9 protein-coding genes are annotated in these 15663 nt (G+C 41.8%); 6 read left to right on the top strand and 3 right to left on the bottom strand.

Annotation, left to right across the window (positions count from 1 at the left end; translation table 11 throughout):
* Positions 1-9: 9 nt before the first annotated feature.
* Together sbcD and ACJAZP_RS03055 are read left to right on the top strand one after the other, a co-directional pair.
* Positions 10-1224, top strand: a complete 1215-nt coding sequence (gene sbcD, locus ACJAZP_RS03060; protein WP_415229261.1) for an exonuclease subunit SbcD — start codon at positions 10-12, stop codon at positions 1222-1224.
* A complete protein-coding gene (locus ACJAZP_RS03055; RefSeq protein WP_415229260.1) occupies positions 1221-4925 on the top strand; it encodes an SbcC/MukB-like Walker B domain-containing protein in 3705 nt (1234 codons plus the stop codon). The genes sbcD and ACJAZP_RS03055 overlap by 4 nt, the downstream gene beginning before the upstream one ends.
* A 218-nt stretch (positions 4926-5143) precedes the next feature.
* On the opposite strand, the gene ACJAZP_RS03050 is transcribed toward ACJAZP_RS03055, so the two are convergent.
* The 3 genes from ACJAZP_RS03050 to ACJAZP_RS03040 all read right to left on the bottom strand — a co-directional run bounded on the left by ACJAZP_RS03050 (position 5144) and on the right by ACJAZP_RS03040 (position 10090).
* Complete coding sequence (locus ACJAZP_RS03050) at positions 5144-5716, bottom strand: acyl-CoA thioesterase (protein WP_415229259.1); 573 nt, start codon at positions 5714-5716, stop codon at positions 5144-5146.
* Positions 5717-6875: 1159 nt separating this feature from the next.
* On the bottom strand, positions 6876-7421 hold the full coding sequence (locus ACJAZP_RS03045) for a sugar O-acetyltransferase (protein ID WP_415229296.1): 546 nt from the start codon (positions 7419-7421) through the stop codon (positions 6876-6878).
* 371 nt (positions 7422-7792) lie between these two features.
* Positions 7793-10090 carry a hypothetical protein gene (locus tag ACJAZP_RS03040; RefSeq protein ID WP_415229258.1) on the bottom strand — a complete coding sequence of 766 codons (2298 nt, stop codon included), beginning with the start codon at positions 10088-10090 and terminating at the stop codon, positions 7793-7795.
* Between the two features lie 754 nt (positions 10091-10844).
* Between ACJAZP_RS03040 and ACJAZP_RS03035 the strand changes: the two genes are divergently transcribed.
* From ACJAZP_RS03035 to ACJAZP_RS03020, 4 genes are all read left to right on the top strand, one after another.
* Positions 10845-12407 carry a SulP family inorganic anion transporter gene (locus ACJAZP_RS03035; protein ID WP_415229257.1) on the top strand — a complete coding sequence of 521 codons (1563 nt, stop codon included), beginning with the start codon at positions 10845-10847 and terminating at the stop codon, positions 12405-12407.
* 863 nt (positions 12408-13270) lie between these two features.
* Positions 13271-14233: a 6-phosphofructokinase gene (pfkA, locus tag ACJAZP_RS03030; protein WP_415229256.1), complete on the top strand. Its 963-nt coding sequence runs from the start codon at positions 13271-13273 to the stop codon at positions 14231-14233.
* 64 nt (positions 14234-14297) lie between these two features.
* Positions 14298-14894, top strand: coding sequence for a UPF0149 family protein (locus tag ACJAZP_RS03025; protein WP_415229255.1), 597 nt, complete (start codon positions 14298-14300; stop codon positions 14892-14894).
* Complete coding sequence (locus ACJAZP_RS03020; RefSeq protein WP_415229254.1) at positions 14887-15615, top strand: TIGR01621 family pseudouridine synthase; 729 nt, start codon at positions 14887-14889, stop codon at positions 15613-15615. Before ACJAZP_RS03025 ends, ACJAZP_RS03020 begins: the two co-directional genes overlap by 8 nt.
* The last annotated feature ends 48 nt before the right edge of the window (positions 15616-15663 follow it).

Here is a 15663-nt window from a genome sequence, read left to right as displayed (position 1 = left end):
GACACATTAATGAAGATATTACACACTTCAGACTGGCACCTTGGCCAGTATTTTATGATGAAAACCAGAGAAGCAGAGCATTTACATTTTTTAAACTGGTTAATTGAAGTGGTCAATAAGCAAAAAATAGACGCCCTAATCGTTGCCGGCGATATTTTTGATAGCGCATCTCCCCCTTCCTACGCGCGCAAGCTATACAGCGACTTTATTGTCCGGCTGCAAAAAAGCAGCTGTCGGCAGATCATTATTATGGCCGGGAATCATGACAGTGTGGCCGTGCTCAATGAAAACAAAGATTTATTAAAAGCATTAGATGTTTCTGTATTAGCCGGATTAAATGATGATTTATCGGAACACATTATCGAGCTTAAGGATGCGCAGCAAAAAACTCAGGCCTTAGTTTGCGCACTGCCTTTTTTACGGGCCGCAGACGTAATGAAAAGTGTTCAGGGCAGTTCGGCCTCGGATAAACAGATTTCTCTGCAACAGGGCATCGCAGACACCTATCAATCGATCTTTGATCTTGCTAATGCGCAGTGTAATGGTCAAACCCTTCCTATTATTGCAACCGGCCATCTGACCGCGGTGGGCTGTAGTGTTTCTGATTCGGTGCGTGAAATTTATATCGGCACACTGACCGCTTTCCCCGCGGCGCTCTTTCCTGCTTTTGACTATATTGCCCTGGGGCATATCCACCGTGCGCAAAAAGTGCAGAAATCTGACCATATCCGTTACTGCGGCAGTCCGATTCCCTTGAGCTTTGATGAAACCAAACAACAGAAAAACATTAATATTATTGAGTTTGATACAGATAATGCTTTAACCGTTAATGAAACAGAGATCCCTGTTTTTCAGAAAATGCTGGTTATCAGCGGCGATTTGGAATCTGTCACTGCGCAGTTACAAGACCTTAAAAAAGAGTTAGACGGTCAAAGTGCCTGGGTAGAGGTCAAACTCAAGCAGGCTTTTTATCTTTCCGATGTACATGCGTTATTGAATGAACAGGTGCAGGAAAGTGAAATAGAGATTTTAAAAATCAGCAGTCCGACCATTAATGAAAAAAACCAGTATCAGGCAGCGGATAAATCAACGCTGGACAATTTAACCCCGGCGGATCTTTTTCAGCATCGTTTAGAAATCGAAGACAGTTACAGCGACCAGCAGAGAGAGCAGTTAACCACACTGTTTGCCGAAGTCTGCTCTGAAGTGGAGCATAAATCATGAAAATTCTTTCTTTACGTTTTAAAAACCTGAATTCATTAAAAGGTCATTGGAAAATTGATTTTCAGGATGCTGATTTTTTAGAAAACGGTCTGTTTGTTATTACCGGACAGACAGGGGCAGGTAAAAGCACCATTCTAGATGCAATATGTTTAGCTTTATACCAGCAGACGCCAAGGCTGGACCGAATTACCCAAAGTAAAAATGAATTGATGACACGTGGCACCTCAGAGTGTTCGGCTGAAGTAGAATTTAGCGTCAAGGGTGAAGGCTACCGTGTTTTCTGGGAGCAAAAAAGAGCCAGAAAAAGTGCAGCCGGAAAACTGCAGGCGCCTATCTGTGAATTAAGCACCATAGAAGGCGATGTACTTTGCACTAAAAGCAGCGAAGTATTAAAGCAGGTGATTGAGCTGACCGGACTTGATTTTTCCCGCTTTACAAAATCGATGCTGCTTGCGCAGGGTGGTTTTGCCGCGTTTTTAAACGCCAATACTAAAGATCGCGCGGAACTGCTGGAAGAGTTAACCGGCACTGAGATTTATTGTGAAATCGCCAAGCATGTGTTTGAACGTAATAAACAGGCGCAGGCGGAATTAGATTTATTAATCAAAAAAGCAGATGTTTTAGAAGTACTCTCACCCGAGCAGGTTGAAGCGTTAAATGAGCAGGTTAAGCTGCTTGCCGCCGATAAACAGACTCTGCAAACAGACTTAAAAGATATCGAAGGCGCTTTATTATGGCTGAAAAACGCACAAACATTAAAACAGCAGGTAGAAGCGCAGTTGACACTGTTAAACAACTGTAAGCAGTCGATCGCTGATTTTAAAGATAAACAGCAGCAGATTGAACTGGCACAGCAGGCTAAACTGCTTGAGGCGCCTTACCAGAGCCAGCTGTTAAACGCGCAGAAGATCAAGTCTGGCGAACAGTTAATAGTCGCCAGTGAGCAAAAAAAACAGATATTACAAACGCAGTTAATAGAGAATAAAAACAGCGTTGAAACGCTAACGCAGTCGCAGAAGTCCCTGCAACAAAACCATGCGCTTCGCCAGAAACAACTCAATGAACGTCTGCTGCCTTTAGATTTAGCGATAGAGCAGTTAACCAAGCAGTGCAGCGAACAAAAATTGACTGTCGACAAGCAGACAAAAACAGCCGTTACAGCAAAACAGACTCTGGATATTCTGTCAGTTAAACAAAATAGCGATAATTTGGCCTTAACAACCTTAAATGAGGCATTACAAACGCAGCAGACTGCGCATCAGCTTCAGGAAAGTCTGCCGCTCATTGAGCAGCAGTTTTCTTTGTATATTAAGCAGCAGTTACAGTTAAAAGAGTCTGTCTCAGCCAGTTCTGATTTGCAGAAAAAGCAAACTGTGCTGCACAATAAACTGCTGAATGTACATAAGCAGGTCAAGCTTAGTGCACAAGCTCAGCATGAAAAGCAGCTGCTCCTGCAGCAACACCAGCAGCACCGAGAGTTATTATTGGAAAGTGCGCAATTTAGTCGCGCTGCGCAGCTTAATACGCAGCTGACAGCGCTCTATGATCAACAGTCTCAAAACCAGCAAGCTTTGTCCTTAACCAAGCAGCTCGATGATACAACTGCAAGATTAGCCGCGCTGCACAAAAACAGCGCTGCATTAGAGCAAAACATTAAAGGTAATGAACAGACATTAAAGGTCAGTGAGCAGCAAGGTCTGGAGTGTAAAAGTGCACTGCCTGCGCTGCAAAAGCTGTTAAAACAAGATCAAGTTATTTCCCAATTGGGCGATCTTAAAAAATTGCTACAGGAAAAGCAGCCTTGCCCTTTATGCGGATCCATTGAACACCCCTCGGTGAGCGATTATCAGCCCGTGGATATTTCTGAAACGCAAACCGCGCTATCGCTGCAAGAGCAGCATCTGGAGAGTCTCAGAGAGCAGTATTCAGATCTTAAAAATCAGATAAAAACAGATAATAAGCAGCTCGCAGCGTATCGTCTTCAGGTAGCGGAGCTTAATCAGCTGTTTGAAAATCAGCTCGATGAATGGAAAAATAGCGCTTATTTATCTGAGTTTGTCTATCAGCAGAGCAGTTTTGCGGATTTATCTTTATTAACCCATAGCTTACAAAAGCAACGTTTTGATATTGAAGCGCTACACCAACAAGTTCAGAAAATCGATGAGCAACTTCCTGATTTACGGGAGGTGATGGAGGCGCTAACGCAAAAAGCCAATGACCATGAAAGGTTATTGCAGCAGCTTAATAACGAGCATGAGGTTGCTGATAATGAACAGCAGCGATTAACCAAAGAGCAGCAGGCGCTTTCATCTCAACTTGACGAAAATCAGCAGGACATCCGCCGCCAGCTCCCTGATGAGTTATTAAACAAGCAGGCTGAAGTAGAGCAATTATTTAACAATCCGGCAGCGTGGCTTGAAAATCAGAAGAATTTAATTCTTTTGTACCAGTCACAGCAGACGCAAAGCATTACCCTGCAAAGCCTCATCGACAAACAAGCTCATGAAATAGCACTGCAGGAGCAGCAGTATAGACAGCAGAAAAATGTATTAGAGCAGCTGCAGACATTATGGCAGTCTAATCAAATGCAGCTTTCCGAGCAGCTTAAGCAACGAACGAATGAATTTGGCAATCAAAGCCAATTGCTGATTCGTCAGCTGCTTGAATCTGAAAAAAATGAACTGTCGCGCAAGTTGGAGCTTGCGATGACCGAACTGCACTCTGTTCAGGGGCAATCAGCGCGTTTATCCGGACAGCTTACCGAGCAGAAAAACACGCTTGCCGAGCTGCAGGGTAACCAGCAGACACTGTTGAGACTTTTCGAAACACAGCTAACCGCCAGTCCTTTTACAAATCAGAACGACTTTATTAACGCGCGTTTAGCAGAAGAGCAGCTACAGGCGTTACTAACGTTGCAAAAACAGCTGCATGAACAGTTACTCACAGAGAAAACCCGTTTAAGTTCGGCGCAGCAGAGCCTTGAAAAACATCTTGGTTTAAAGGTGACTGAAAAAGAGCAAAGCGTATTAGAAAATGAGCTTGTCGTGAATCAGGAAAAATTCGAGGTTATCGGTGAACAGCTGGTGGAGAAAAGAGGCAAGCTGCAGGCAGATCTTCGTTTAAAAGCGCAGCAGCAGGCGCTGCTCGACGAACAGCTGCAACAAAAAGACAGTGCCGAGCAGTGGGCGATGCTCAATAAACTGATCGGCTCAGCAGACGGCAGTAAATTCAGAACCTTTGCGCAGGGTTTAACCCTGGACAACCTGGTTTATCTGGCTAATAAAGAGATGGCGGATTTACATCAGCGTTATCAGCTGCAGCGCAATATTGATGAACCCTTAGCACTGCAGGTGATTGATTTATGGCAGGCGAATGCCGTACGGGATGTAAAAACCCTGTCCGGCGGGGAAAGTTTCTTAGTGAGTTTAGGCCTCGCTTTAGCGCTTTCTAATCTGGTCAGTCATAAAACCCAGATAGAATCGCTGTTTTTAGATGAAGGCTTTGGCACCTTAGATGCTAATACCTTAGAAATCGCCCTAGATGCGTTGGAGCGCTTAAACGCAACGGGTAAACTGATTGGAGTGATTTCCCATGTTGAAGCGCTTAAGGAGCGGATTAATAAGCAGATTCATGTCAGTAAAGGTAGCGGGGCGGGTTATAGTCAGCTGGATAAGCAATATGTTTTTGTTGAAGAGAGTTAACTCTATGCAGGGGACTTTTGTCGATAAATAAATACTCATGGTCATTCTCGGAATGTTTTAATCGGGAATCTTAATGAGTTGGAAACCTAGATGATTTGGTGACTTTTGGACTGCGCTGCATAGTAATCCTGATTTCCTTTGCTAAAGTCATCGAGAAAACAAGAAAAACGTACGGGAATTTTCGTAGCAGCATTTTATTTTTAAGATATTTAGGTGCTTTATTCAGTTGGTAACTTTTTATTTTGTGCTCGTTCCTTTGCTTCTTTTCTAGCATTAGAACGTTTCTGTTTACGTTCTAATGCCGCTGAAAAACGTTCTCTCTCTCTATCTGTTTCACAAATTATCTGTGGAATATGACGCGGTTTTCCGTCCGGATCGAGAGAAACAAATGTGAGATAGGCTGATGCAGTATGGCGGACTTCGCCTGTTAAAACTGACTCGGCTTCAATTCGAGCTCCAATTTCCATTGAAGTAGAGCCAACATAATTGACACTGGTTTTTATTCTTAGAATATCACCTACATACACTGGAGAATGGAAGTCTAGGCGGTCGAGAGATGCTGTGACGGCATTACCTCCGGTATGACGCATACCCACCATACAAGCAGTATTATCGACTAATTTCATGATTGAGCCACCGTGAACATTACCGGCAATATTGGCATCAACATCCATCATTTGCTGAACAATCGTTATAGTGCTGAATGCAATTGTTTTTGGTTCCATGTTGTATTCGAGATACGCGTCTGTAGGTCTAACTTGTTTTCTATCGATAATTTTTACAGCGTTCATTGTTTCTCCTGAATAGGTCAGTATTGAAAAATCCTACTAACGTGACAGAAATTGTCACCTAGTTGATCTGCGTCACACTTTTAAGTATTGGAGTAGTATAAATATTTTTTAATATAATTGTTAATAATTTGTTATAAAAAGATGAATTAAGAGGATCAGGTTTTTAATTTTGAGTTTTAACAGACTGATTTTATTTAAATTCTAGAAGGTTGGATATCCACTTATATTTCATTATCAATTCAATATATTAGCGCAGCAACATGGCAACCAAGATTATTGGCGACTTAAGTGACCAGTATTTTGTATGTGGCCACTTTTTTTTCATCGTCATTCTCGAGATGTTTTAATCGGGAATCTTAATGAGTTTGTAACCTAGACGATGCCGCATTGGGGATAAGTAAGCTTTCGCTTGTGGCTTTTGGTGTAACTTTTATTGTTGGTCTTTCGCCCTTGACGGCGAGTAGACGATGAGAAACCGAAACGCAGTTTCGCAGTTCGAGAGAGTCATGCTCTTTCAACGGCCAAAGAAAAGTAACCAAAAGAAAGGCTGCCCCGAGCCATTTTTTGATCTTGCACTGCCTATCTGTTTTTAACGCACCAGTTCGGAATGTACGTCCCTGTGCATGCCGAACTTAGTGGAAACCTCCATGTTTCCACTTGCTAAAACAGTTGTTCATTACAAGATAAATGGACGGGGAATCCGTAGCCGTATTGGTTTGATTTATCTAAAAAAAATTTGGATATTCCGCTTTTTCTTCGTTTATTTATCATCGTCATTCTCGGAATGTTTTAATCGGGAATCTTAATGAATTTGTAATCTAGGCGATATCGCATCTGTTCTTCGTAGGCTTTTGCTTGTAACTTTTATTGTTGGTCTTCCGCCCTTGACGGCGTGTAGACGATGATAAACCGAGACGTAGTTTCGCAGTTCGAGAGAGTCATGCTCTTTTAACAGCAAACAGGTCACACAGAGCTTAGCCCGATCGTGACACTATGTTGCCGCATAACTCACAGTGCAGTTCCAACACGTTTTTTATTCTTGTACTGCCTACCACTTTTTAACGCACCACCTCAGTATCAACATTGCCACGCTGAGCGTGGGAACGAGAAATAGCCCTCCAAGCGAAAGCTTACGAATAATCGATGCGGCATCTGATTGCTAATCCAGACGTTTAATCAATTTTGCGGGTTGTCCTCCGACCATAGTATCGGGTGCTACATCTTTAGTTACCACTGCACCTGCGGCCACCACCGAGCGCGCTCCAATGGTGACCCCCAGACAAATCACTACATTGCCACCTATCCAGACATCATCTTCCACGGTAATCGGCAAACATATTGTTTCCCATTCTCTACGTCTGCGGTAATCAATGGGGTGGGACACGGTGTAAAACTGTGCATTTGGGCCAATCAATACATTATTGCCGATAGTGATGGGGGCGTTATCTAACATGGTAGCGCCCATATTGATAAAGCTCGATGAACCTATCGAAATTGTTTTTCCATATTCACAGCGAAAAGGGGGGCAGATAAAGCTGCTTACAGTCATGCTTTTTAATAAGGTTTTGAAAAAGGGAGACGATTTACCGAATGGACATTGGTTAACTTTTTGTAATAAGTTGAATGCAGTCTCTTTAAGTGCGGTTAATTCAGGGCCAAAATCGTCGTATTTCAAGCCTAATTGCATTTTTTCAAATTCAGTCATTGTTTCAAGTTGGGACATCACTAATTGCCTTCTGGTCAGGTTTATCTGTTGTTTATAAAATGGAATTATTATCCAAACAGGTGGCTTAGGGCGCAGGGCCGGTCTTTTATTTTAAAAAGATTAATTTCATTTCAATTCAATCTACTAGAATAGCAAACCAATGCGGCTACGGAAATTCCCATCCATTTTTGTTGTGATGAATGACTGTTTTAGCAAGAGGAAACACACCGTCAGGGCAAAAGGTTTCATAAAAACTTTGAATAAAATGGTTAAGCCAGCAGGGGCTGTGATTGGGTTAATATAGTAGGTCACAAAAATGAAAGTGCTTTATGTGACTGCCCCCTATCGTTCAGGGGACAGTATTATTACTATTATTCAGGCATATCCTGAATGATATTGTGGGTGAAAACTATCACTTTGCGCGCGTCATCGGCATGCTCAGTGAAAGCCGCTATATTGCTAGTATCGGTATCTGTTTCATCATCGTTAATACCGCTAGTATCACTATCCCTGAGTACACGCTCCCAAATGTCTTGCGTCTCATCAGTGTAAGTAAAGCTGAAATCTGCTTCGCTTGAATCGTGCCACTGAACGTACTCAACATCGAGCCCTTTATACTCACCCTGGGAGTTATGCCCGTAACCACTAAAGTTTGCATAAATCTTGTCTGAGCCTAAAGCGATACCGCCAATAAAAACACCGCCATCTTTTAAATAACCCAAACCGTGCTCGTCAATATTGAGATCACTAAGACTAATATAAACGTCTATTTCCTTTCCTTTCTCTTTGACAGTAACGGTGCCTTCCAGTTTACCCCATTCCATGAGTGCCTTATAAAGGGCTAGGTTCTGCAATGGTGAATCGATGGTTTTGTCCATTGTTATATCATAACCATCCTCATCGATTTGGATTTCTCCATTCTCATCCTTGACGGGTACGCTGTAGATCAGGCGTCCACCAAGATCTCGTTTAAGCATGGTGGCAGTGTTGATATCGTTGATCGCTTCGACAAGCTGTCGATTGAGCACATAAGGGTTGGTCATGGCGGTGCGAACAAGATTCAGACGACCCAATTCGAGTTCCTGTACGTATTCTTCATAACCGGCTACCACAGCACATTTACTAAGGCCATCCATATATTCTTCTACGACCATAGGAACAATATCGGTATCGATATTATTCCCTTCTTCGTCAATAATAGTTAACGTTTCAGAAGCAACGGGCTTTACACAATTGTTCAAATCAAGTAAAGGGATCCCATTTTCATCACGGTGAAGTATCCACAGGTCACCGAAAAGATCCACTTGCGCTATATCGTCCAGCTTATTGATGCCGAGCACATTATTAACAAAAATCAGCGCATCGACAGTTAACGGGACTTCTTTGCTCATTGCGGCTGCTAGGAAAGAGGCGGCGCTGTCTAACACACGCGGATCATTAGCCGGATCATCGGTACCTGTCAGCGTGAAGGGTGCAACGGCAGGCAATGAGGCAATGTCATTATCAACGGGAAGATCCTGAATGATATTATGCATAAAGGTGATAACTTTACGCGCATCATCGGCCAACTTGGCGAAGGCTACTATATTAGTTCCAGAGAAATCCTCGCTATCAAGGACCCGCTCCCAAACATCGGCTGTAGCGTCGAAATAAACACGCGGATCCATGACCTCGTCATAGTTGAGATTATACTGGACAAAATCGATACTTGTCTTGTGATAACGCTCCTTACTGTCATAGCTTACGCTTGAAAAATCAGCATAGTTATTATACAGATCAATTCCTTTGTCGCGTCCAGGAGTACCGTCACGCAAGTAGGCCAGGTCTCCCATCGCAAGATCAGAGCGAATTTCAAGCCAGGGTGCCGGGATAATTTCTCCTTCCTCTCCCCTTGTTTCTATTCCGTAGCCGGCAATACGTCCCTCAATTATCAAAGCCATGTACAAGGCTAAATTCTCCAGTGGTGAATCGATGGTAGAGTCTTCGCTGAGGGTGGTAGTTTCTCCGGTTAGCTCATCCAAAATTTCTGTATTGGTGGTCAGTATCAAGCGACCAGCAAGGTCAAGGGAAATTGAATCAGCAGCGTTAATGTTTGTGATAGCTTCAGCTAGGGAGCGGGCTAAAACATCGGGGTTATTGGCTGAACTGCGCACTACGTTGATTCGCCCGATATCCACTTCCAGTGTGTAGCTTTCAAACTCAGGATCCACTTGACATTCTTCAGCTAGCATAGGAACGATGTTAGTAACGATAGGAATGCCGGCTTCATCCAAGAGGGGCTTGCCTTGATCGTCAAGCACTGCGATTGGTTCACTTGCTAAAGGCTGTTCGCAACCATTTTCATCAAGAATGGGCAGTCCGTAGTCATCACGCAATAGAACCCAGAGATCTCCATAGATATCCTGCGGTGTCCCCTGCACCTCATTAATACCCAAGACTGAGTTGACAAAAATCAAATTATCCACGGTAATTTCATTTTCCTTGCCGCTGGCAGCCGCTAGAAAAGATGCGGCACTAGGAAGAATACGGCTGTCAAGTGGCACATCCATAACAGTGTTATCTACAACAGAGTCATCCATAACAGTCGTATTATCTTTCTGACAACCACCCATGACCAATATAAGTATTAAAAAGCTAAACTTAACTAAGTGTAAAAGTAAATCTTTCATTTTAATTCTCCTTATCATTAATCGTCATCTATAAGTGAATGATAAGTCAATGTTTTTGGCTTCTCCTTTGGGGAACTAAAGTGATATTGATACAGATCATGCTTTGGTGGGTTAACGTGGAGCTGTTGACTACACCGGTCGCATTTTTGTAATTTAAAAGTCAACTTTACGCTCTTTTTAAGCGTCACTCTGACTACTTTCTTCCTGTAGATGTTTTTAGAATGAATGAAAAACAGGTGGGCAGTGCAGGATCAAAAAATGCTCAGCGCGGCTTGTCTTTTACTGACTTAACTTTGGCCGTTTAAAGATCGCGACTTCTTCAAACTGCAAAACTGCAGCAAAACACTGCAAGCGAAAGTACACAAACAAGATAAATCGTCTCAAAAAGCGAGCATTCATCTGTCAGTTATAAAACCCGAATAGAATCGTTATTTTTAGATACCAATAGCTTATAAGTCGCCTTAAATTAGCCGGAAAAGTTAAACACAACGGGTAAACTAATGGGCATTATTTTTAATGTTGAGCATTGAAAGATCAGAACAGTAAAAATGCTCTAAAAAATAATAATTAAATTATTGAATAATAAGACTAATTTTGTTTTTTTTGAATGTCGGTTGCGGGTTTCTCAGTAAATGTTAAAGAGAATTTTTTTTTGATGTTGATCGCAAAATTAGCTATAATCTGCGACCAATTTATTATAGCGTCCCATTAAGTCATAGTGGGTACTATTTGTACTCATTAAGGATTACAAGCCGTGTTTGAATTTCCACATGTTGATAAGAGTAGTGTCAAAAACGATCTGTTCTCGGGTATAACCGTTGCCCTTGCGCTAGTACCAGAAGCGGTTGCATTTGCATTTGTTGCGGGTGTTGAACCTATGGTCGGTCTGTATGCTGCCTTTATGGTCGGTTTAATAACCGCTTGTTTTGGCGGGCGTCCGGGAATGATTTCCGGTGCAACAGGTGCGATGGCAATCGTTATTGTTGCTCTTGTCGCTGAGCACGGTGTTGAATACTTATTTGCAGCAGTTTTACTCGCCGGTCTGCTGCAGATTTCCTTTGGTGTTTTCCGTCTGGGTAAATTCATCCGCATGGTGCCACATTCAGTGATGATAGGATTTGTTAATGGTTTGGCCATTGTTATTTTCTTAGCGCAAATGGGGCAATTCAAAGTATTAAATGATGCGGGAGAACTTGGATGGATGCAGGGTGCACCGTTATATACCATGCTTGCTTTAGTACTACTTACGATGTTAATTATTCATTTTCTACCTAAATTTACCTCTGCAATACCGTCAACACTGGCGGCGATTGTTGTTGTTACATTATTAGTCTATTTTATTCCCGCTTTAGAGGTGCGTACTGTTGTTGACTTCCTGCGCACTATGACAGGTGATGAAAGCGCTACCGTTGCCGGTTCATTGCCAACATTTGCATTGCCAATGGTGCCATTTTCAATGGAAACCTTAATGATTATCTTACCTTATTCATTCATATTGGGGGCGGTAGGTCTTATTGAATCCCTATTAACCCTGACTGTTATTGATGAAATGACCGGAACCCGTGGTCGTGCTAATAAAGAATGTATCGCACAGGGTGCGTCGAATATGGTCAATGGTGTATTTGGTGGTATGGGCGGTTGTGCAATGATCGGACAGTCGATGATTAATATTAATTCAGGTGGCCGCGGTCGTTTATCGGGTATTACAGCAGCACTAACACTGTTAGCTTTTATTTTATTTGCTTCCGGTTTAATTGAGATAGTTCCTATTGCGGCATTAGTTGGCGTGATGTTTATTGTGGTATTAAGTACCTTTGAGTGGGCGTCCTTTAAGATGATGCGTAAGGTACCAAAGAAAGATGCGATTGTTATTATCTTAGTAACAGGCGTGACAGTCGCGACAGATTTGGCCATTGCCGTCTTTGTCGGGGTAATTGTTTCAGCGCTCGTATTTGCGTGGGAGCATGCTAAACATATTTATGCAGTAAAAGTCATTAGTGAAGATAAAAAAGAAAAAACTTATCGAATCAACGGCCCATTATTTTTTGGTTCGACAAGTCATTTTCTGGACCTGTTTGATGTGACAAATGATCCGCGCTGCGTTATTGCTGATTTTGCCGAATCGCGTGTTGCCGATCATTCTGCCATTGAAGCTATCAGTGTATTAACGGATCGTTATGTCAAAGAGGGCAAAAAACTACATATTCGCCACCTTAGTAAAGACTGTCGCAAGCTATTAAGTAAAGCCGGGGTGCTGGTTGAGATTAATATTATTGAAGATCCCATCTATAAAGTTGTCTCCGATGAACTCGCTTAATAAATTAAGGCTCCGGACAAGTAAGCCCTTTATTTTTAAAATTTGCTGCTTAAACGGCGCATAATAGAGATGACAAATCGATGGAAAATAACAGTGAAATGAATGAAAGTTTCACTATTTTCCGTCGGTAATAACGGTTTTAGAGTGGATTAAGTTCGACTTGTGAAGAGAGGGATTTATTTCAATCAATGAGTTATAACATGATGGCGGTTTTAAATTCATCATGTAACACATTGATTATTTGGTTTTTGTCTGTTTCCCGGCTCCTTCAGGGAAATAATTTAAAATGCGACTTAGTGCTTTAAAAATAGGATGCTGATGATTCTTTTACACTTTAGCGACTATTTTTATTTAGTTGAAACACGAGTCGGGCGGTAAACTGCGTCGCATTTAGGAGTTGCGTGAAGGTTTTTGGCATTCCACACGGAAAACCAGATGTGTTTGTTACGTAAGGTTTTTCTATTAGATTTCATATTATTTCTCCTGTTTAATTTAAGTTATTATAAAGACTTTTCATTACAAAAATGTGACGATAAAAACATTTTTTTGTGCCTGATCTTGAGAAAAAACAAAGAATGTTACTGCTTTTTAGCCGATAATCAGCGCAAATCAGACAAAATCTTAATATATCATCGTAGCATTTATTGAAAAAGTAACAAGAATGTCATTAAATAGCTGAATATTATAAAGCGTAATTAAATAGATACATGTCACAAAAAAAGGTAGACTAATTTATATTAATTACAGAATTTACGATTTTTTTATAAGAATTTAAGGCAGGAGAGATGAAATCATCTTCCGCCATTATCACATATTTCGAATATTTACTTAGCAGTTACAGTAGTAACAGAATGAGGTAGCAAATGATTAAGAAGATTGGTATTTTAACAAGTGGCGGTGATGCACCTGGGATGAATTCAGCGATACGTGCAGTGGTACGCTGTGCACTGACAAATGGTATTGAAGTGTATGGTATTTATGATGGTTATGCCGGACTTCATAAGGGTAATATCAAACAGTTAACTCGTCATTCTGTTTCGGATATGATCAACCGTGGTGGTACTTTCTTAGGTACGGCCCGCTTTCCTGAATTTAAAGAAGAAAGTGTTCGTAAAGAAGCGATTAAAAATCTGGAAAAGCACGGTATTGAAGCCTTGGTTGTGATCGGTGGTGACGGTTCTTATATGGGTGCGAAAAAACTCAGTGAAATGGGTTATCCCTGTATCGGTATTCCCGGCACAATTGATAATGATATTGCCGGAACAGATTATACCATCGGATTTATGACCTGTTTAAATACCATTGTTGATGCGGTAGACCGTTTACGTGATACTTCTTCTTCACATAACCGTATCTCTATTGTTGAAGTGATGGGCCGCTATTGTGGTGATTTAACGCTTTGGTCTGCTATTGCGGGCGGCAGTGAATATGTTGTTCTGCCGGAAATTGGTTATAACGAAGCTGAATTATTCGAGCATATTGAGACTGGCGAAGCTTCGGGTAAAAAGCATGCCATTATCATGATCACAGAACATGTTACTGATGTGACTGCACTGGCTAAACGTATCGAAGCTAAGACTGGCCGTGAAACACGCGCCACTATTTTAGGTCATATTCAGCGTGGTGGTTCACCTATGGCGTTTGACCGCGTATTAGCAAGCCGTATGGGTGCCCGTGCCGTTGAACTTTTGATTGATGGTAAAAGCGCACGTTGTATTGGTATTCAACATGGTGAGATGGTTGACCATGACATTATTGAATGTTTAGAAGAGATGCAGCGTCCATTCCGCGAAGATTTATACAATTTATCGAACGTGTTATTCTAATCACAGAAAGATAAATTTATATGCTATCAGCCTACCTTTCGGTAGGTTTTTTTTTAGGTGAAAAATGAATAAACAAAGCTCCCCTTATCAACCTTTACTGGCACTCTGTGAGATAGCTGAAATCAAAAAGAGTGCGCTGGATGCAGACCAAATGTTAGGGTTTATCTGCGCCATCAGCGCATCTCCCGTACAACTTGAGCTGCAGGACTGGCTACCCGGTTTATGGGCTGAAGGTCAAACACCCTCTTTTAGTAATGAGCAGTTGGCGGTTGAATTTGCGACTGCGGCCATGCAGTTTTACGATGCTTGTTTTACTGGCTACCAACAATCGGCAGCGCTTGTGTTACCGACCCAAGATTGGATCAATGAATCCTTGCAGATTACCGCGCAGGGCAGACATTTCGCATGCGGTTATTTATCGGGTTTTCAACATGTTGAGGAAATTTGGCAGACTATCGGGATGACCGAAGAAGGGACGCTTGCGCAGCTGTTGCAGACCACAACATTATTATTAAGTAAAATGGCAGATAACGGTGACGATCAAGCGCAGATGTTGGCTGTATACAATCAACTGCCGGAAATGGATGAAATAGTGTCTTCATTGCCTTTATTGTTGAGTACACTGGGGCATTTTTCTTTGCAGGTAAATAACCATGTCTAATGTATCGGGTGATCTTTTGGCGCGCTATAAAAATTATTTTTCAGTGGTCCATGAAAATAACGAATTTATTGTGATCAATAAACAGGCCGGTATTAATTTTCACAGTGAAGATGGTGAGTTTGGAGTAGTGGTTGCCGCGGAAAAAGCCTTTGAATGCAAACTTTATAGCGTCCACCGTTTAGATAAAATGACCTCGGGTTTATTACTGTTGGCTAAATCATCCCAGCTTGCCGCACAACTTTCTGCCTTATTTTTTGATCATCAGGTTCAAAAATATTATCTGGCAATCAGTGATAAAAAACCCAAAAAGAAGCAGGGGTTAATAAAGGGCGGTATGGAAAAATCCCGTCGCTCTATGTGGAAGTTAACTAAACAGCCCAATAATTTGGCGATCACCCAGTTTTTCAGTTATCCATTGGAGGATGGCAAACGTCTGTTTGTTATTAAACCGCGTACCGGGAAAACACATCAGATTCGTGTTGCCCTTAAAAGTATCGGCAGTGCTATTTGCGGTGATCCTTTATACGCTGAAAAATCGGAGCAGACTGCGGCATTTGATCGCGCTTATCTGCATGCTTACCAGATTGACTTTAAATTAAATGATCAAGACTATCATTTTAAAGTTAATCCCGAGTCAGGGTGTTTATTTACAAATGAAGTTTTTATCGAGCAAATAGAAGCGATCGGTGCCACCGAAAAGTTGCCATGGCCAAAAATTTAAACTCACTTGAAAAATTAAACTCACTTAAGAAGCACTAAAGTGAGTTCA

Source organism: Psychromonas sp. (assembly GCF_047632955.1).
Lineage (GTDB): Bacteria > Pseudomonadota > Gammaproteobacteria > Enterobacterales > Psychromonadaceae > Psychromonas.
This window is presented reverse-complemented; position numbering and strand designations above follow the sequence as displayed.

Bases quoted from the DNA above. Each gene is read 5' to 3' on its own strand.
- sbcD (WP_415229261.1), top strand. From the start codon at position 10: ATGAAGATATTACACACTTCAGACTGGCACCTTGGCCAGTATTTTATG.
- ACJAZP_RS03055 (WP_415229260.1), top strand. From the start codon at position 1,221: ATGAAAATTCTTTCTTTACGTTTTAAAAACCTGAATTCATTAAAAGGT.
- ACJAZP_RS03050 (WP_415229259.1), bottom strand. From the start codon at position 5,716: ATGAACGCTGTAAAAATTATCGATAGAAAACAAGTTAGACCTACAGAC.
- ACJAZP_RS03045 (WP_415229296.1), bottom strand. From the start codon at position 7,421: ATGACTGAATTTGAAAAAATGCAATTAGGCTTGAAATACGACGATTTT.
- ACJAZP_RS03040 (WP_415229258.1), bottom strand. From the start codon at position 10,090: ATGAAAGATTTACTTTTACACTTAGTTAAGTTTAGCTTTTTAATACTT.
- pfkA (WP_415229256.1), top strand. From the start codon at position 13,271: ATGATTAAGAAGATTGGTATTTTAACAAGTGGCGGTGATGCACCTGGG.
- ACJAZP_RS03025 (WP_415229255.1), top strand. From the start codon at position 14,298: ATGAATAAACAAAGCTCCCCTTATCAACCTTTACTGGCACTCTGTGAG.
- ACJAZP_RS03020 (WP_415229254.1), top strand. From the start codon at position 14,887: ATGTCTAATGTATCGGGTGATCTTTTGGCGCGCTATAAAAATTATTTT.